Annotated in this window: 14 protein-coding genes; 2 read left to right on the top strand and 12 right to left on the bottom strand. The window is 72.6% G+C overall.

Annotated features, from left to right (window positions below; genetic code table 11):
- Positions 1-203: 203 nt before the first annotated feature.
- The gene (locus ACIRBY_RS30165; RefSeq protein WP_403906423.1) at positions 204-830 is read left to right on the top strand and encodes a hypothetical protein; all 627 of its coding nucleotides are present in this window, start codon (positions 204-206) and stop codon (positions 828-830) included.
- Positions 831-990: 160 nt separating this feature from the next.
- On the opposite strand, the gene ACIRBY_RS30160 is transcribed toward ACIRBY_RS30165, so the two are convergent.
- The 8 genes from ACIRBY_RS30160 to nrdR all read right to left on the bottom strand — a co-directional run bounded on the left by ACIRBY_RS30160 (position 991) and on the right by nrdR (position 9,836).
- Positions 991-1,623, bottom strand: coding sequence for a hypothetical protein (locus tag ACIRBY_RS30160; protein WP_403906420.1), 633 nt, complete (start codon positions 1,621-1,623; stop codon positions 991-993).
- Between the two features lie 59 nt (positions 1,624-1,682).
- Positions 1,683-2,393: a ribonuclease HII gene (locus ACIRBY_RS30155; protein ID WP_403906417.1), complete on the bottom strand. Its 711-nt coding sequence runs from the start codon at positions 2,391-2,393 to the stop codon at positions 1,683-1,685.
- A 608-nt stretch (positions 2,394-3,001) separates the two neighbouring features.
- Positions 3,002-3,916, bottom strand: a complete 915-nt coding sequence (locus tag ACIRBY_RS30150) for an ADP-ribosylglycohydrolase family protein (RefSeq protein WP_403906414.1) — start codon at positions 3,914-3,916, stop codon at positions 3,002-3,004.
- 11 nt (positions 3,917-3,927) lie between these two features.
- Positions 3,928-4,587 (bottom strand): histidine phosphatase family protein, encoded by a 660-nt coding sequence (locus tag ACIRBY_RS30145; RefSeq protein WP_403906410.1) that lies wholly within the window; start codon positions 4,585-4,587, stop codon positions 3,928-3,930.
- Between the two features lie 73 nt (positions 4,588-4,660).
- Complete coding sequence (locus ACIRBY_RS30140) at positions 4,661-5,266, bottom strand: YdbC family protein (protein ID WP_042810081.1); 606 nt, start codon at positions 5,264-5,266, stop codon at positions 4,661-4,663.
- 33 nt (positions 5,267-5,299) lie between these two features.
- The gene (locus ACIRBY_RS30135; RefSeq protein WP_403906407.1) at positions 5,300-6,136 is read right to left on the bottom strand and encodes an arylamine N-acetyltransferase; all 837 of its coding nucleotides are present in this window, start codon (positions 6,134-6,136) and stop codon (positions 5,300-5,302) included.
- 170 nt (positions 6,137-6,306) lie between these two features.
- The gene (locus tag ACIRBY_RS30130) at positions 6,307-9,186 is read right to left on the bottom strand and encodes a vitamin B12-dependent ribonucleotide reductase (RefSeq protein WP_403906404.1); all 2,880 of its coding nucleotides are present in this window, start codon (positions 9,184-9,186) and stop codon (positions 6,307-6,309) included.
- Between the two features lie 134 nt (positions 9,187-9,320).
- Entirely contained in the window at positions 9,321-9,836 is a 516-nt protein-coding gene (nrdR, locus tag ACIRBY_RS30125) for a transcriptional regulator NrdR (RefSeq protein ID WP_403906402.1), read from the bottom strand.
- A 516-nt stretch (positions 9,837-10,352) separates the two neighbouring features.
- On the opposite strand from nrdR, the gene lexA reads away from it, so the two are divergent.
- Positions 10,353-11,147, top strand: coding sequence for a transcriptional repressor LexA (lexA, locus tag ACIRBY_RS30120; RefSeq protein WP_042810077.1), 795 nt, complete (start codon positions 10,353-10,355; stop codon positions 11,145-11,147).
- Positions 11,148-11,247: 100 nt separating this feature from the next.
- Here lexA and ACIRBY_RS30115 read toward each other — a convergent pair whose 3' ends face one another.
- From ACIRBY_RS30115 to ACIRBY_RS30100, 4 genes are all read right to left on the bottom strand, one after another.
- Positions 11,248-13,218: an ATP-dependent DNA helicase gene (locus tag ACIRBY_RS30115; protein ID WP_403906399.1), complete on the bottom strand. Its 1,971-nt coding sequence runs from the start codon at positions 13,216-13,218 to the stop codon at positions 11,248-11,250.
- Between the two features lie 51 nt (positions 13,219-13,269).
- Entirely contained in the window at positions 13,270-15,126 is a 1,857-nt protein-coding gene (locus ACIRBY_RS30110; protein ID WP_403906397.1) for an IucA/IucC family protein, read from the bottom strand.
- 105 nt (positions 15,127-15,231) lie between these two features.
- On the bottom strand, positions 15,232-15,921 hold the full coding sequence (locus ACIRBY_RS30105; protein WP_403906395.1) for a GNAT family N-acetyltransferase: 690 nt from the start codon (positions 15,919-15,921) through the stop codon (positions 15,232-15,234).
- A gap of 30 nt (positions 15,922-15,951) precedes the next feature.
- On the bottom strand, positions 15,952-17,802 hold the full coding sequence (locus ACIRBY_RS30100; protein ID WP_403906535.1) for an IucA/IucC family protein: 1,851 nt from the start codon (positions 17,800-17,802) through the stop codon (positions 15,952-15,954).
- Between the last annotated feature and the right edge of the window lie 971 nt (positions 17,803-18,773).

Genomic DNA, 18,773 nt, shown 5'->3' with positions numbered 1-18,773 from the left:
TCACCGGCGTGGCGGGGCAAGGATATGAACGGCATACCGGCGAATTCCGGTCCGCGTGCTCAAATGCTCATTGCCCCACCGTCGCGGGCCACGCGAGAATCGGAGTGCTCCCGCTCGGCTCGTCGGCACGCTCCTGGGCCTCGCTGCGGCGCGCCCACACCTCAGCCGTGCCCGTTCGCGGGCGTGTACCCGAAGGGAGGACCGTGACCTTCGGTTTCGCCCCGCCCGCGACCGCGTCCTTGACTACGGCCACCGGTGGCACCAGTCGGCACGGCCGACTGCTCGAACCCTCCGAATGGACCGCCGCGGGAGTTCCCCTGCTGCGCAACCCGCGGGAGGTGGTCAGCGGCCTGCACTCCCGGCACAGCCCGGTGCCGTCCACCGCCGTCATAGCCGTGCTCGGGCCCGAGGAACAACTCGTCGCCAGCGCCTCGTTCGTACAGCGCTCGACCTCGGCGGACGGCTGGGAGTACCGCAACGCCCTGCTGTCCCGGCTGCGCCGGGTCATCCCGCACGACCTGCGGCGGCGGACCCCGGTCCGGACGGCGGTGCTGATGTACTGCCGCGAGGGCGACGAGCGGTGGACCGAGGAGGACGGGGCCTGGATGTGGGGGCTGCGGGACGCCTGCACCCTGCACGGGCTGCGCTGCGGCGCCTACATCACCCTGACCCGCGGGGGCTGGCAGGTGCTCGGCGAAGGCCGGGGCGGAAGGCACCCGAGTTCGGAGTCCCGACCGGAGCGGCTCGGCTCCATCACCGAGGTCGCTCCCCTGCCCCTGGCCACGGCCGGCGGCACGGTCGAGCCGCTGCGCCGGGCGGCTGCCCGCTAGACGGTCTCCGGTCCCCGGCCGCACCCGGTCGGCGGGGACACGGCCCAGGCCCGCACGGCCGCCCTCCCACGGACAGGAGGTGCGGCTGGTCGGGCCCCGGACCTCGGCGGGGCCGGCCTGCGGCCCGCCCCGCCCCCTCGCCCGTACGGGGCACGGGGCGTCAGACGCCCGCGCCCAGCACCGAGTTGATCTGCTTCGCGTCACCGCAGACGACGAGCAGCGCACCCGCTCGCGCGAGTGCGACCGGCAGGGCGGCCGCGGTCGCCCCGGCCGGTCCGCCGTTGGCCGCGAAGACCACGACGGGACGTCCGGCGGCGCGCTGCACCTGCGCCGCGTCCGCGTAGAAGACGTCGTCCTTGGCGTCGTGCTGGGCCCAGTAGGAGGCCTCGCCGAAGGACAGCTCGTGCGCGGCCCACGGGTGCGGGTCGCCGGTGGTGATCACCAGGATGTCGCCGGGCGCGCGCCCGGTGTCGAGCAGCAGGTCCACGGCCTCCTCGGCCGCGTCCAGCGCGCCCTCGGCGGAGGCCGGGATCAGCTGGACCTGCGGCACCGCGTCCGAGACGGACGGCGCGGCGGAAGCTGGGGGAACGGGCCCGGGGGCGGCCTGCGCCGCGCGCTGCGCGGGCGGGGCGGGGCGGGCGGGACCGGGGCGTCCGGGCCGGGGTACGGCGGCGGGACGCGGACCAGGTACGGGGCGGGGGGTCTGCGCGGTGCGGCTCGCGGCCGGCGTGACGCGGGGACCCTGGGCACTCTCGTGAATCTGAGGCTCCTCGATGGCGGGGGTGAGAGGCATGAGTTGATGTCTATCAAACACCGGTACGAAACGTACCGGTGGGTGGCACGTGGGTGCGATCAGAAATCGAAGCCGAGTTGGCCTCCGTTTTCCAGCTCCATCGATTCCTCGCTGCGGCGCACCTTCTTCAAGTGCCGCCACTGGGGCAGCGCGTCGAGGTACGACCACGAGAGCCGGTGGTACACGGTGGGGCCGCGCTCCTCCAGCGCGGCGCGGTGCACGGGCGAGGGGTAGCCGGCATTGGCGGCGAAGGCGAAGTCCTCTGTCCCGTCGCCCGGTTCGCCCAGTGCGGCCATCATCCGGTCGCGCTGGACCTTGGCGATCACCGAGGCCGCGGCGACGGCGATGCAGGACTGGTCGCCCTTGATCACCGTGCGGACCTGCCAGGGCGTGCCGAGGTAGTCGTGCTTGCCGTCGAGGATCACCGCGTCGGGCCGCACCGGCAGGGCCTCCAGCGCGCGTACCGCGGCGAGCCTTAGCGCGGCCGTCATCCCCAGCGCGTCGATCTCCTCCGGGGAGGCGTGCCCGAGGGCGTGTGCGGTGACCCAGGCCTGCAGGACGTCGAACAGTTCGTCGCGTCGCCTGGGGGTGAGCAGTTTCGAGTCGGTGAGCCCCTCGGGGGCCCGGCGCAGGCCGGTGATCGCCGCACACACGGTGACGGGACCGGCCCAGGCCCCTCGTCCGACCTCGTCGACCCCGGCGATGACCTTGGCGCCGGTGGTTGCACGGAGGGAGCGTTCGACGGTGTGGGTGGGTGCTTCGTACGGCATGGCGCCAGCAAGGTTACGCCGCCCCGGGCCGCCTGCACACCCCGGCCCGCGGCAAGCGCGCGCAGGGGGTACCGGCCGACCCTCGCGGGGGGCCGTACCGGAGCTGCGGCGGGACGTCCGCGGCCCGCCCGGAGGGCGCTCGGGAGCGGAGCACCGGCACCATCGGTCCGACGATCACCTCGGCGATCTCCCGGTCGGCCCATTCGCTTCCGCATACCCTGGCCGGGTACACCAGCACCACCGGGATCGCGTCGGCGATCACCAGAATCATGGCGTCCGGCTGGGCTTGCACCCGCCTGATTCAGGGTGACACCAGCCCCTGGATGGCCACACGGGGCGACTCACACAACACCCTCCCGAACCGCCTCGCGGAGGGAATCATCCGACCGGGATCGCAATCGTGAAGCGCGGCCCTCGGCTCCTTCGCCGCCGCCGTCGGCCTGCTCGGCCTCGTCGTGCCGGTCGGTCCCTGATCGCCGAATCCGTCGTCCCGCTGCGGATGTTCACCGGCCGCAGCCGCCCGGGCAGCCGCCGGCGCGCACGGCCATGCGAAGGGACCCGGGTGCGGGGCCTCCCCCGCACCCGGGTCCACAGCGAAAAGGGGTGGTCTAGGCGGGGAGCTCGGGGAGCCAGGCCGGGAGCGCCTCGGTCCGCGCCAGCCAGGCCTGCGGCAGTGCGGCGTCCCCGCGCGCGCCCAGGATCCCGCCGACGATCGCGCAGGTGGTGTCCACGTCGCCGCCCACCTGGGCGGTGGTCCAGAACGCCCGCTCGAACGCGTCCAACGCCCGCGCCGCCGACCACAGTGCGAACGGCACCGTGTCGTGGGCGCTGGTGCGCCGACCGCAGCCCAGTACGGCCGCGACGGTGTTCGCGTCCCCGTAGTCCAGCATGTCCCGAGCCCGGCGCACGCCGGCGCCCACGGCGCTGCGCGGCACCAGCGCGATCACCCCGTCCAGCAGGTCCTCGGCGGTCGGCGGACCGTCCTGGGCCGCCGCCAGCGCGGCCGCGGCGGCGACGGCCATCGCCCCGCACACCGCCTCGCGGTGCTGGTGGGTGGTGTAGGCGGAGATCTCGGCCTGGTGGGTGGCCTGCTCGGGGTCCTCCGCGTACCAGGCGCCCAGCGGGGCGATCCGCATGGCCGCGCCGTTGCCCCAGGAGCCCTGCCCGTTGAAGAGCTCGGCGGCCAGGGTGCGCCAGTCCTCGCCCTCGCGGACCAGGCGCAGCATCCGGTTGACGGCGGGGCCGTAGCCGCGGTCGAAGTCGTGGTGCTCGGCGAACGAGGCCGCCAGCGCGTCCTGGTCGATGCGCCCGTGCGCGGCGAGCACGGCCACCACCGAGCAGGCCATCTCGGTGTCGTCGGTCCACTGCCACGGCTCGCTGCCGGCCGGCAGCTCGCGCCGCTTGAGCAGCGGGTAGTTCACGGGGACGAAGTACTGGGAGCCCAGGGCGTCCCCCAGGGCCAGCCCGCGGAGGCTGGACAGGGCGCGTGCGTAGCGCCGTTCGGAAGCGGAATCAGCGGTCATCGCGCGCCACTTTAGCCGTCCAGGTCATAAGGCTCGGGTGTGGTCCACCGCTCAAACGGGCGGTCCATCCGGTACCGTCCGTCGGGACCGAGCATCAGCACCCGGAATTCGCCGTTCCCGGGGTTGGAGAGGGCCTCGAACTCGGCCACCGACCAGTGGAACCAGCGCATGCAGAACAGCCGCATCGTCAGACCGTGCGTCACCAGCAGGACGTTCTCGGGGTGGTCGGGTGCTTCGAAGCTGCGGTAGAGGCTCTCCAGGAAGGAGCCGACGCGGTCGTAGACGTCGGCGCCCGACTCGCCCTGGGCGAAGCGGTAGAAGAAGTGCCCGTAGGCGTCGCGGTAGGCCTTCTGGAGCTTCACGTCGTCGCGGTCCTGCCAGTTGCCCCAGTCCTGCTCGCGCAGCCGGGGCTCCTCGCGCATCCGCACCCGCGAGGGGTCCAGGCGCAGCTCGCGGAAGGTCTGGAGGGTCCGGCGGTACGGGGAGACGTAGGCGCTGATGTGCTCGTCGCCGAAGAGCTCGCGCAGCCGGACCCCGGCCTCGGCGGCCTGTTCGCGGCCGGCGGGGGTCAAGCGCAGGGCGTGGTCGGGCTCGCGCTCGTACACCGTGTCATCGATGTTTCCCTCCGATTCCCCGTGCCGGACGAGGACGATGCGCCGTGGTCGAACCATGCCCCGACCCTATGCGGCCCCCGGGGCGAGCACGCCCCGGGCACGCCGGTCGCCGGAGCGGTTCGTCGTACGGTCATACCGTCCAGCCGGGTTCGAGGTCCACGACGTCCCCGGTGAGGGCCTCCACGTCCGCCTCGGTCTGGGCGCGCAGCGAGAGCCGCTCCACCCGCTCCTGCCGGTACTTGCCGTGCTCGGCGGCGGCACGCCACATGGACAGCACCAGGAACTCACGGCCCGGCGCCTCGCCGAAGAGTCCCCGGATCATCCCGGGCGACCCGGCCATGGCGGGGTTCCAGACCTTCTCCTGCATCAGCGCGAAGTGCTCCACGCGGCCTTCCCGGACCCGGGTGTGCGCGACCCGGACCACGTCGGCGTCGGTGAAGCGCGGCTCGAAGCCGGTCTTCACGTCGAAGCGGTAGTCGAAGAGCGTGACCCGGGCGTCGGTGTAGGTGCCCGCCTGCGCGGCCGCCAGTCTGTCGTGCGAGCGGGCCATGAAGGAGTCGTAGAAGGAACGGCTCTCCCAGAACGCGAAGACATGCGCGACCCCCTGCCGGCCCCTGCTCCAGCCGCCGCCCTGCCCCCGGAATCCGGGTTCGCCGGGCAGCCCCGCCCACTTGCGCTGCCCGCGCTCGAACCCGCGTCGGTCCGTCACCGTGCAGCGAATCCACTTGACCAGCACCGCGCCATCGTACGGGCCGGGGACCGGCCCCGGTCAGTCCCCGGAGCGGTGGATCCGTACCAGTTCGGCCGCATCCCGCTCGGGCAGCCGAAGACCGAACTCCCGCTCGATCAGGGCGAGCAGTCCGTCCGGGGCGACGGCCTCCCGCTCGGTCCGCCCGTCGGGGTGGAGGCGCATGAGTTCCCGCCCGACGAGTGTCGTGCGCACCGTGTCGCCCGGGAGCTGTACGAGGGTCTGCCCGATGAAGGCGGAGCGGGGGTGGGTGGAGCTGTAGTGGTTCAGCACGACGTAGTCGACGGGGTGGTAGCGCTGCGGGGAGAAGGCGTACAGGTCCCGCCAGGCGTCACCGCGGCGGATGCGGAGGGCCAGGACGCCGCCCTCCTCCTCGTGGACGGCGAAGGTCCACCGGCCCTGGCGCACCTCGGTCCCGGGCCGCCCCAGCGGGACGGGCTCGCGCGGGCCCTGGTAGCCGAACCCCGCGTCGCAGAGCCACGGTTCGCCGTCGACCGTGACGACGAGCGCGGCGTGCGTCACCGGGAGCAGGGTGTCGCCCCGGGTGCGGTTGCGGGCGCCGCGCCCGGAGACCTCGAAGCCGATCCGTTCCAGGGCGGCGGCCAGCAGCGAGTTCTGCTCGTAGCAGTAGCCGCCGCGGCGGCCGTGCACGAGCTTCTCCTGGAGGGCCTCGACCTCCAGCGCGACGGGCCGGCCGAACAGGACGTCCAGGCTTTCGAAGGGGATGGTGGCGGTGTGCGCCCGGTGCACCGCGTACAACGTGCCTAGGTCCGGCCGGAGTTCCCGGCCGTCGCCGCCCAGCCCGATCCGCGCCAGGTAGGCGGCCAGATCCAGCTCGTCACCGTTCCACATGCCCATCCGCTCCCCGTCGTGGTGTTCCCGGGCCCGCGCGTGCCCGCGGGCCCCTCCCCATGATCACCACGCCGGCTCCGCGCACCAACCGTATTCACCGCTCCCGCACCGGAAACGCCGAAGAGGGCGCCGACCCGCAGGTCGGCACCCTCTTACGTGGTGCTAGGCGTCAGCCGTCAGCTGCAGCCGCTGGTGGAGCCGCAGCCCTCGCAGATGTAGCAGGAGCCGGCGCGCTGCATCTTCGTACCGCAGGAGAAGCAGAGCGGAGCGTCGGCGGAGACGCCCATCTGCATCTCGACCAGCTCGGCGTTGCTGTGCGCCGTCTTCGGGGCCGGGACCGGGACGACCGCCACCGGCTTGACCACGGGGGCGACGGGCGCCGACTGGGCCAGGGACTCGGTGTCGATCTCCTCCTCGAGCGGCTCGTACGAGCCGGTGTCGAGGTGGCGCTGGCGCTCCTCGGCGGAGTGGATGCCGAGGGCCGAGCGGGTCTCGAAGGGCAGGAAGTCGAGCGCCACGCGGCGGAAGATGTAGTCGACGATCGACTGCGCCATCCGCACGTCCGGGTCGTCCGTCATACCGGCCGGCTCGAAGCGCATGTTGGTGAACTTCGCGACGTACGTCTCCAGCGGGACGCCGTACTGCAGACCGACCGAGACGGCGATCGAGAAGGCGTCCATCATGCCCGCGAGGGTCGAACCCTGCTTGGACATCTTCAGGAAGACCTCGCCCAGGCCGTCGTCCGGGTAGGAGTTGGCCGTCATGTAGCCCTCGGCGCCACCGACCGTGAAGGAGGTGGTGATCCCCGGGCGGCCCTTGGGGAGGCGCTTGCGGACCGGGCGGTACTCGATGACCTTCTCGACCGCCGTGCGGATGGTCTCCTCGGCCTTCTCGGTGATCTCGGCCTTCTCCTCCTCCTTCTTCTTCGCGGAGAGGGGCTGGCCGACCTTGCAGTTGTCGCGGTAGATCGCGAGCGCCTTGACGCCCAGCTTCCACGCCTCGAAGTAGATCTCCTCGATCTCCTCGACGCTGGCCGTCTCCGGCATGTTGACCGTCTTCGAGATCGCGCCGGAGATCCAGGGCTGGATCGCGGCCATCATGCGGACGTGGCCCATCGGGGAGATGGAGCGCTCGCCCATCGCGCAGTCGAAGACCTCGTAGTGCTCGGTCTTCAGGCCGGGGGCGTCGACGACGTTTCCGTGCTCGGCGATGTGGGAGACGATCGCCTCGATCTGCTCCTCCTGGTAGCCCAGGCGGCGCAGGGCCTGCGGGACGGTGCCGTTGACGATCTGCATCGAGCCGCCGCCGACGAGCTTCTTGAACTTGACCAGGGCCAGGTCCGGCTCGACACCGGTGGTGTCGCAGGACATCGCGAGACCGATGGTGCCGGTCGGCGCGAGGACGGAGGCCTGGGAGTTGCGGAAGCCGTTCTTCTCGCCGAGGCGCAGGACGTCCTGCCAGGCCTCGGTCGCGGCGGCCCAGATCGCGTTGTCCAGGTCCTCGGTGCGCGGCGCGACGGCGTTGGCGTCGGCGTGCTGCTTCATGACGCGCTTGTGCGAGTCGGCGTTGCGGGCGTAGCCGTCGTACGGGCCGACGATGGCGGCCAGCTCGGCGGAGCGCTTGTACGCGGTGCCGGTCATCAGCGAGGTGATCGAGGCGGCGAGGGTGCGGCCGCCGTCCGAGTCGTACGCGTGGCCGGTCGCCATCAGGAGGGCGCCGAGGTTGGCGTAGCCGATGCCCAGCTGGCGGAAGGCGCGGGTGTTCTCGCCGATCTTCTGCGTCGGGAAGTCCGCGAAGCAGATGGAGATGTCCATCGCGGTGATGACGAGCTCGACGACCTTGGCGAAGCGCTCGGCGTCGAAGGACTGGTTGCCCTTGCCGTCGTCGTTCAGGAACTTCATCAGGTTCAGCGAGGCGAGGTTGCAGGACGTGTTGTCCAGGTGCATGTACTCGCTGCAGGGGTTGGACGCGGTGATGCGGCCGGACTCGGGGCAGGTGTGCCAGTTGTTGATCACACCGTCGTACTGGATGCCCGGGTCGGCGCAGGCCCACGCGGCCTCGGCGAGCTTGCGGAAGAGCGCCTTGGCGTCGACCTTCTCGATGACCTCGCCGGTCATGCGGGCGCGCAGGCCGAACTCGGTGCCGTTCTCGACGGCCGTCATGAACTCGTCGTTCACGCGGACGGAGTTGTTGGCGTTCTGGTACTGGACGGACGTGATGTCGTCGCCGCCCAGGTCCATGTCGAAGCCCGCGTCGCGCAGGGCGCGGATCTTCTCCTCCTCCTTCACCTTGGTGGCGATGAAGTCCTCGACGTCCGGGTGGTCCACGTCCAGGACGACCATCTTGGCCGCGCGGCGGGTGGCGCCGCCCGACTTGATCGTTCCGGCGGACGCGTCGGCGCCGCGCATGAAGGAGACCGGGCCGGAGGCGTTGCCGCCGGAGGAGAGGAGCTCCTTGGAGGAGCGGATGCGGGAGAGGTTCAGGCCGGCGCCGGAGCCGCCCTTGAAGATCATGCCCTCTTCCTTGTACCAGTCGAGGATCGACTCCATGGAGTCGTCGACGGACAGGATGAAGCAGGCGGAGACCTGCTGCGGCTGGGGCGTGCCGACGTTGAACCACACCGGGGAGTTGAAGCTGAAGATCTGGTGCAGGAGGGCGTAGGTCAGCTCGTGCTCGAAGATCTCCGCGTCGGCGGGGGACGCGAAGTAGTCGTAGTCCTCGCCGGCCTTCGTGTAGGTCTTCACGATGCGGTCGATGAGCTGCTTCAGACCGGTCTCGCGCTGCGGGGTGCCGACGGCGCCGCGGAAGTACTTGCTGGTGACGATGTTGACCGCGTTCACCGACCAGAAGTCGGGGAACTCGACGCCGCGCTGCTCGAAGTTGACCGAGCCGTCGCGCCAGTTCGTCATGACGACGTCACGGAGCTCCCAGTTCACCTCGTCGTACGGGTGCACGCCGGGGGTGGTGTGGATGCGCTCGATCCGCAGGCCGCCCTTGGCGGCCTTGGTCCCCTTGGCGCGGGAACCACGTGCCGAGCTGCTCGCCGTCTCTGTCATGCCGCCTGCCTCCCATATGCGGGCAAAAACGCCCTAAAGTGCCAGCGATATTCCGCGGCACAATGCTGTGTCCTGGATCTACGAATCTCGCCCTGCCGACCGGCGGGGCCGCACTGCGCTGCGGCCCCGTCCGGTCAGTCGGCGGCGGAGGCGGGCACGGGGACGACCGAGGGGGTCCCTCCGGGCTCGCACTCATGGGGATGAGGCCGCGGCACGCGGAGTTCCGCGATGGCGGTCTCGAAGTCTTCAAGGGTGTCGAAAGCTTTGTAAACGGACGCGAACCGCAGGTACGCGACCAGGTCGAGCTCCTGCAACGGGCCGAGTATGGCCAGACCCACGTCGTGGGTGGTCAGCTCGGCGCTCCCGGTGGCGCGCACCGCCTCCTCGACCCGCTGGCCGAGCTTGGCGAGGGCGTCCTCGGTGACCGGCCGCCCCTGGCACGCCTTGCGGACGCCAGAGATGACCTTGGTGCGGCTGAAGGGTTCGGTGACCCCGCTTCGCTTGATCACCATCAGCGACGCCGTCTCCACCGTCGTGAAGCGACGGGAGCAGTCGGGGCACTGACGGCGCCGGCGGATCGACGTTCCGTCATCGGTGGTGCGGCTGTCGACGACGCGGCTGTCGGGGTGCCTGCAGAAGGGGCAGTGCATGGTTCCCTCACCCTCCTCTTGGCACGACTGAATCACCCCACGGAGCCCCTCAGCGACAGAGAGCGAGTCTCCGCCGGGGGCTCGTGAAGCAGCCACAAGCATATGCGATCCCGGAGCCCCGAGCAGACCCCGACCACAACTTGTGGGCTGTGACGCTCATCCAACCACTAGATCTTGCGTTGGGCAGGATTTGCACCCCTACGCGTGTCGCGGGGCCCGATGGCCGGATTCCGGCGGTTGCGGTGCCACACTGGGCACGAGCCCGAGCGGTGGCGACCCAACCGGGAAGGGTACCGTAAGCAGCACACGCGGTTCCGAATCCGCGTTCGGACGACGGGCCGACCGCACCCCTCCGGGCCGCCGTTCGAGCCGGTCATCCACACCGGCCGTCCATACACCCACCGCTCTAACCCAGGTGGGGGATCCGCGATTTTTCACTCGAACGTGTGTTTGGCGCAACCTTTCGAAAGCTACTACCGTTGTCCAGCTAGGGAGAACATTTCGAGAGGGGCCGACGTGACCACCACCGCAGACAGTGCCACCATCACTGCCCAGAACCGCTCCCAGAGCCGACTCGAGCCGGTGCATGCCATGAATGACGCAAGTCAGAACCCGGAGGCGGAGGCCGCCGTACGCCCCGCACGCTCGCTGCCAGGGCGACCTCCAGGCATCCGCGCCGACAGCTCCGGACTCACGGATCGGCAGCGGAGGGTCATCGAGGTCATCCGTGACTCGGTGCAGCGTCGCGGCTACCCGCCGTCCATGCGCGAGATCGGCCAGGCCGTCGGCCTCTCCAGCACCTCCTCGGTCGCGCACCAGCTGATGGCCCTGGAGCGCAAGGGCTTCCTGCGCCGCGACCCGCACCGTCCCCGCGCCTACGAGGTGCGCGGCTCCGACCAGCCCAGCTCGCAGCCCACCGACACCACCGGCAAGCCCGCCGCCTCCTACGTTCCCCTGGTCGGCCGGATCGCGGCCGGCGGCCCGATCCTCGCCGAGGAGTCGGTCGAGGACGTGTTCCCGCTCCCCCGCCAGCTCGTCGGCGACGGTGAGCTCTTCGTGCTCAAGGTCGTGGGCGACTCGATGATCGAGGCCGCCATCTGTGACGGCGACTGGGTCACCGTCCGCCGCCAGCCCGTCGCGGAGAACGGCGACATCGTCGCCGCGATGCTGGACGGCGAGGCGACGGTCAAGCGTTTCAAGCGGGAGGACGGCCACGTCTGGCTGCTCCCGCACAACGCCGCCTACCAGCCGATCCCCGGCGACGAGGCGACCATCCTCGGCAAGGTCGTCGCCGTACTGCGCCGCGTCTGACCGCTCGCCCCCTCAGCCAGCTCCGGGACCCTCTGCGCCGGTCCCGGAGCTGTTGTATGCCCACTGTTCGTATGCCCGCTCTGCGCCCGTCGGCCGGGACCTACTGGTCGTCTGCCTTCGCGCTCGCGTCGATCGCGGCCAGTGAGCGGCGGACCTGGTTGCGGTCCGTCGTGTACCAGAAGTCGGGCAGCGAGGCCCGCAGGAAGCTCCCGTACCGGGCCGTGGCCAGACGGGGGTCGAGCACCGCGACGACGCCCCGGTCCCCGGACGCCCGAACGAGGCGGCCGGCGCCCTGGGCCATCAGCAGGGCCGCATGGGTGGCGGCGACCGCCATGAAGCCGTTGCCTCCGTTCTCCTCCACGGACTTCTGCCGCGCGCTCATCAGCGGGTCGTCGGGGCGCGGGAACGGGATCCGGTCCATGATCACCAGCTGGCAGCTGGGACCGGGCACGTCCACGCCCTGCCAGAGCGAGAGCGTGCCGAACAGGCAGGTGCGCGGGTCCGCCGCGAAGGCCTTGATCAGCTCGCCCAGCGTCTCCTCGCCCTGGAGCAGGATCGGGTTGTCGAGCCGTCCGCGCAGTTCCTCGGCGGCCGCCTTGGCACCGCGCATGGAGGAGAAGAGGCCGAGGGTCCGGCCGCCCGCCGCCTCGATCAGTTCCGCCAGCTCGTCCATCATGTCCCCGCGGGTGCCCTCACGGCCCGGGGTGGCCAGGTGCTTGGCGACGTAGAGGATGCCCTGCTTCGGGTAGTCGAACGGGGACCCGACGTCCAGGCCCCGCCAGAGCGGCACGCCCTCCCCCTCGACCCCTTCCGGGGAGAGGCCGAGCGAGGCCGCGACCCCGTTGAAGTCCCCGCCGAGCTTGAGGGTGGCGGAGGTGAGGACCACCGAGCGGTCCTCGAAGAGCTTCTCGCGCAGCAGCCCGGACACCGACAGCGGCGCGACCCGGAGGGTGGCGCCGAAGCGGTCGTGGCGCTCGTACCAGACGACGTCGTACTCGGAGCCGAGCATGATCCGCTCGGCCACCGTGTGGACGTTCTCCACCGCGGCCAGGGCCTGCTTGCGGATGGCGTCCTCGTCGTGGACGGACTTGTCGCGGGTGGCGCCGATCGCGGAGATCACGGTGCGGGCGGAGTCGCGCAGGGCGGCCAGCGCGTAGCCGAGGTCGTCGGGGATCTGCTCCAGGCGGCCGGGGAGCGCCAGCTCCATCACCCGCTCGAAGGTCTCCGCGGCGGTCTGCAGGGAGTCCGCGATCTTCTCGTCGACCAGCTTGGCGGCACGCTTCACCGCCCGGTTGACCTGGCCCGGGGTGAGCTCGCCGGTGGCGACGCCGGTGACGCGGGAGACCAGCTCGTGGGCCTCGTCCACGATCAGGACCTCGTGCTGCGGCAGTACGGGGGCGCCCTCGATGGCGTCGATGGCGAGCAGCGCGTGGTTGGTGACGACCACGTCCGCGAGCTTGGCCCGCTCTCGGGCCGCCTCGGCGAAGCATTCGGCGCCGTACGCGCACTTCGTGGCGCCCAGGCACTCCCGGGAGGAGACCGAGATCTGACCCCAGGCCTTGTCGGAGACGCCGGGGGTGAGGTCGTCGCGGTCGCCGGTCTCGGTCTCGTCGGCCCAGTCGCGCAGGCGCAGCAGGTCCTTGCCGAGCTTGCTGGTGGGGGCGGCCGCCTCGAACTGGTCGAAGAGGCCCTCCTCCTCGTCCTGCGGGGCGCCCTCGTGCAGCCGGTGCAGGCAGAGGTAGTTGGACCGGCCCTTGAGCATGGCGAACTGCGGCCGTCGGCGCAGCTGCGGGTGGAGGGCCTCGACCGTGCGCGGCAGGTCGCGCTCGACGAGCTGGCGCTGGAGTGCCAGCGTCGCCGTGGCCACGACGACGCGCTCGCCGTGCGCCAGGGCCGGGACCAGGTAGCCGAGGGACTTGCCGGTGCCGGTGCCGGCCTGGATCAGCCGGTGGGAGTTGTCGTCGATCGCTTCGGCGACGGCTTCGGCCATGGCCACCTGGCCGGGGCGCTCCGTGCCGCCGACGGCGGAGACGGCGGCGTGCAGCAGGTCGGGGAGGGAGGGCTTCGTCATAGCAGGACCAACCCTACGGGGCGCCGCCGACAGCGGCGTACCCCTCGGGCCTCACGGGCGGTAGAGGGGATTGGGCACGGTGCCGTGGATGACGGCGTGGGGGCGGTCCGGGCGGTCGCGGTAGCCGTCCTGGTGGAGCCGGTTGCGGTTGAGGCAGAGCCGGTCGATCCGCTCGGTGAGCAGGTCGAAGAGCTCGTGGCGGTCCTTGAGGTCGGGGAAGCGGGCCTGGTGGCGGAGGATCTCCGCCCGTACGAGGGACCAGAAGTCGTCCTCGGGGACGGCGAGGCGGTCCTCGCACAGGGCGGCGAGGTAGCGGAAGACCCCGACGAACAGGCCGGCGTGGAGGAACTGGGTGAGGAAGGCGGGCGGCTCGGAGCGCAGGACGGCGCGGGCCTCCTCGGGCAGGGACTCCTGCTCGGGCAGCGGGGCGCTGCTGATGCCGACGTCGGCCACGAAGTCCTTGACGGCGAGGCGGACGGGCACGTCCTGCTGGTCGAAGACCACGATCGCGTTCTCGCCGTGCGGGGAGAAGACGGTGCCGTAGCGGTAGAGGAAGTGGAGCAGCGGGGGCAGCAGGGCGGCGAAGAGCCGCTGGAGCCAGGCCGTGGGGGCGAGGCCGGAGCGGGCGACGAGTTCCGCGGTGAAGCAGCGGCCGCGCGGGTCGGTGTGGAGGAGCGAGGCGAGCGTGCGGGCGCGCTCGCCGGGGGCGAGGTGACGGGCCAGGGGTTCGCGCCAGATCGCTCCGAGGAGTTCCTTGTACTGGTAGGGGACCTCGGGGAGCCGGCCGTACACGGGGTGGCGGACGGTGACGGAGGCGACCTCGCCGAGCAGGATGACCCCGCATTCGTCGCGCAGGAAGGGGTCGGCGTCGCGCAGGGAGTGGATCCAGGCGGTGACGGCGGGGGCGGCCAGGGTGAGGTCGCCGGGCAGGCCCCGCCAGACCATGGTGTTGAGGACGGACAGCGGGAGTTTGACGCTGTGGCGGTCGGGGCGGGTGAGGTTGAGGAAGGTGCGGACGGACTGCTGCGGGAGCCGTTCGTCGGGGTCGGCGGGGAGCGGGACCAGGGCGCCGGAGGCGAGGGCGGGGGCGAAGAGGGGGAGGACGACCTCGTCCCACTGCCAGGGGTGGACGGGCAGGTAGAGGTAGCCGAGGGGGTCCAGTCCGCGCTCGCGGAGGGTCCCGTCGAAGACGGCACGGGTGACGGGGTCGAGTTCGGCCCCGTAGAGGCGCGCGGGGTCCTCCAGGCCGGCGCCGCCGCGGTACTCGGCGAGGGAGGTGTGGGCGGCGAGCCAGGGCAGGCGCTGGGGGGTGCGGGCCTCGGGGGCCCAGGCGGCGGCGTCGGCGGCTGACCATCCGACGCGGCCCTTGTTGGCGACGAGCCAGGGGTGGCCCGTCTGGTGGCCTTCGAGCGCGGCGTAGTCCAGGTCGGCGAGGACGTCGGCGGTGAGGGCGTGGTGGTCGAGGCGGGCGTCGGCGGCGAGGGTGGCGCTCAGCTCGCGGATCAGGTGGCCGAGGGTGGGGCCGTCGAGGCCGAGGAGGGTGCGGGCGCGCACGAGGAAGCCGTACGGGTCGCCGAAGGACGTCGGGGGTCCGGTGGAGGGTGCCGGCGGGGTGAGCGTGATCGTCTCCGGTGCGACCTGCCAGCTCCCGTAGGCGCGGCGGCGGGCGCGGAAGCCGAGGCTGCTGCCGTCGTCGAGGGTCAGGGTCCAGGCGTCGCCCGCGGCCGCCGGTGCCGGGGCTGGGGTGACGATCTCCTCGTAGGCGAACTCGGCGAGCATCTTGGCGAGCAGCCGGCGGGCGGCGGAGTCCCAGGTCGGACGGTTGAGCTCGGGGGGTGTGCGGGGGTGTCGGGGCGACGGGGGGAAGGCGGGCTCCATGGAGTCGGGGGCTGCGGGGAAGGTCGGCACGGGACTCCTCGTGGATCGGGAACTTCGCGGCGGGACGCGGAGTTTTCGAAGGGAGAGGCGTGAAGGAACGGCCTGGGAGGACGGACGGCGGGTCGACGGCGGCGATCAGAGGAGATTGCGCAGCGACCGGTCCCGGATCATCAGGGCGGCACGCTTCCCGGGGAGTTCGATTTCCGTGGCATAGCGGAAACCGGCGGCGAGGAAGGCTGATACGGAGGGGGTGTTGCGGATGTCCGGTTCGGCGATGACCCGTGTGCAGCGCGGGCGGTTGTCGAAGACGAGCTCGGTGACGGCGCGCAGCAGCGTGGTCCCCAGGCCCCGGCCGCGGTTCGTGCCGTCTCCGATCAGCAGGTGGATACCCGTGTCGTGGGGGCGCGCCGGGTAGTGGCGGGAGACCGGGTCGAGGTCGGCCCGGTAGATCTCCCAGTAGCTCATCGTGGTCCCGTCGAGCAGGCCGAGGCAGGGAATGCTGCGGCCGTCGCCGTCGAGCTGGGCCCGCAGGTGGGCGGCGGTGACGGCGGAGGCGCCGGCCAGTTCCCAGTAGGCGGCCACGTCGGGGTCGTTCATCCAGCGGGTGAGGAGCGGGAGGTCCCGGCCCGGCCGTACGGGTTCGAGGCGGAAGGCTCCGGCCGGTGTGGGAAGGGAGCCCCAGCCCGCGGGTGAGTCGAGGAGGTCCGCCTCGGCGAGCAGGGGCAGCAGTCCGACGGTGAAGCGGTGTCCGGTGGTCTCGTGCCGGGCGGTCCCCTGGCGGGCGAGGCCGGTGAAGGTGCTGGTGGTGGTTTCGGCGGGGGGCATCGGGCTCTTCTCCGTGTCGGTGGGCTCGCGTCAGTCGTGGAGGGGGTTGGCGATGGTGACGTAGACGGACTGCGTGTCGACGGGGCCCACGAGCTCGTCGAGGCCGCCCAGGCGGGTGAGCAGGTTCGCCTTGCAGCGGAGGGTGGGTGAGTCCAGCAGCTGCGCGGGGAGCGGGCCGAGGCCCGTGGCCTTGCCGAGGAAGCGGCGGAAGGCGGCGAGGAGCACGCGCTCGTCGGCGAGCCGCTGGGAGCCGAAAGCACCGATGAGGCCGAGCACGTTGTTGATGCCGAGGTAGTAGGCGAAGCGTTCGTCGGTGACGGCGTCGGGGACGAAGGTGTCGCTCGCGCGGCCGATCCCGGGGAGCCGTTGTTCCAGTTCGGTGCGCCGGGAGTCGCGGAAGTAGTACCCCTGGTTGTCGCGGAAGCGGCCGCCGACGGGCCAGCCGGCCCGGTCGAGGAGCACCAGGGTGTTCTGCTGGTGGGCTTCGAGGGCGATGCCGGCGAGCGCGTCGAAGGCGAGGACCGGCAGGACGACCTGGTCCAGGTAGCGCAGGAACCACTCGGTGGCGACCGCGGAGGCGGGGCGCCCGGTGGTCGCGGCGAGCCGGGAGACGGTGTCGGCGAGCCGGGACCGCATGGTGGTGCGGCTCGGCCACGGGCGTGGGGAGGTGAGTGCGGCGACGCAGACCGCGTCGTCGTCGGAGCGGAAGGGGTTGTGTCGGAGCAGGGCGTCGAGGCCCGGCACGGGGGTGCCGTCGGGTGTGTCGACGGCGACCCAGGCGGGGTCGCGGACGATGTCGAAGCCGGGGTGGGCGGTCTGCCACTGCTCGGCGAGGCCGGTGCGGAGCAGCCGGTGCACCTCGACGCCGCGGTGGAGTTCCTTGCGGAGGTTCTCGCGACGGGAGTTGGTGATGCGCAGGCCCAGGGAGAGCTTGAGCATGGCGGGCGCGCCGGGGCGGTGGACGGTGCGGACGGAGGAGGTGGGGTACCAGGGGGTTCCGTACGGACCGAGGTCGGTCAGGAGTCCCGCGTCGCGCAGGGCGGTGACGGCGGGGCGCTGGAGGAGGTCGCGGGCCTGCCAGGGGTGCAGGGGAAGGGGGGTGGTGCCGGCGGGCAGCGGGAGGCCGGGGGCCAGCCGGGTGAGGAGCCGGGCCGCAGAGACCGGGCGGCCGCGTTCGGTCCAGGCGGATTCGGTGGCGAGGACGGTCGGTGCGACCGCGATCCAGTGCAGGGGGAAGGAGCCGTGGAGTTCGGGTGAATAGTGGTGTGCTTCGGCTTCGGAGAGTCCTTCGCGGCTCTTGGGGTCCGGTTGGAGGGGGTGGCCGAGGAGAAGGGACTGCTCTGCGGTGAGGAAGAGGTCGCTCGCGATGGGAGCGGGGGCGGCGGGGCGGCGGCGCCGGTCGGCGATGAACTCGGTGGTGCGGCGCACCGAGTCGGCGACGCGGCCGACGAGGTCGGCGCCGCGGCCGTTGCCCTCGCGGGCGAGCAGGGATGCGAGGGTGACGGCGTCCACAGCGGGGGCGTCGGCGGGGGCGCCCTCGATGCGGGCGGGGGCGAAGCGGTGCCAGCCGGCCGCGGACCAGTGCCGGACGGGGACGAGCAGCGCGGCGGCGGACGCGGGGAGAGGGATGCGGAGCAGGGTACCGACGGGCCCGTCGGGGCGGCCGATGCCGCTCTCGCGGATCCAGCACCGCAGCAGGTTCTCCACGGTGGCGGCCTCGGCTGCGGTGGCCGGGTCGGGGTGGTCCAGCAGGTCGGGCAGCACCGCCGGGTCGGGCCCGGCGGGTCCTGCCCCGCCCGCCAGGGGCCGGGGGGTCGCGGCCTTCTGCCGGGGCACGGTCCCGCCCCGGGCGCCTGCCGACCCCGGGCCGGGCCCGGGCAGCCCCGGCCCGGGGTCGGCGGCCCGGTCCCGGTCCCCCTGCGGGGTACCGGGCGCCTGAGCCGATGCGGCTCCGGCCCAGGGCAGCACCGGAGCGGGCCCGGCCTCCGGCCGAGGGGGCTGGGGGGTGTCCTGCGGCCCGGGCCGGTCGGTGCCCGCCGGGAGCGCCGGTGCGGGGGCTGGCGTCGCGTGGGCCGACTGCCCGGGATGGTCCGGGGGCGGGGTGGCGGCCGGCTCCGTGAGGTGCGCGCACTCCCCCGCCCCGACCGGGTCCGGGTCCTCCGCCCAGGGCGTCGTGGTCGGTCGGGCCAGAGGGGCGGCCTGCCCGGAGGCCGACGGCACGGGCCCAGGTGGTGTGGCCGCCGGACGGCCGGTCTGGGCGGGGGGCGGGTCCACGGGCAGGACCGTCCCGGCGGAACGGGCCGGTCCCGGGCCGGCGGGGGCCTCGCGGTGCAGTGCCTCGCCGGGGCCGCCCGGACGGGCGGCGGGGGTATCGGGGTGGCACGGCAGGCCCTCGGCGGGAATGGCCGAACCGGCCGCACGGGCCTCGCGGGGGGCGGCCTGCGCGACGGCCGGGGCGTCGGAGCGGGGCGTGCGGACGGTGGCGGGGATGGCCGTGCCTGTCGTATGGGTGGCGAGGGCGGCGGCTTCAAAGGCGACCTCCCCGGCGGCGCGAGCGTCCGGGTGGGATGGGCCGACGGTGACGGGGATGACTTGGCCCGTCGCACCGGACGCGGAGTCGGCTGCTCCTGCGACTGCCAAGGCGTCCGTGTCAGGCGGGCGGACGGCGGTCGGCGAGCTCGACGCTCGGGCCTCGGGGTCGGCGACCCCTGCGTCCGCGAGAGAGTCCCGGTGGGGCGCACCGACGGTGACGCGGATAGCCCGGCCCGTCGCACCGGACGCGGAGTCGGCTGCTCCTGCGACTGCCAGGGCGTCCGTGTGAGGCGGGCGGACGGTGGTCGGCGAGCTCGTCC

Source organism: Streptomyces sp. NPDC096136, assembly GCF_044763325.1.
In the GTDB taxonomy this organism is placed as follows: Bacteria; Actinomycetota; Actinomycetes; order Streptomycetales; family Streptomycetaceae; genus Streptomyces.
The sequence above is the reverse complement of the archived record's forward strand: the minus strand, read 5'-3'. Positions and strand labels throughout refer to the sequence as shown.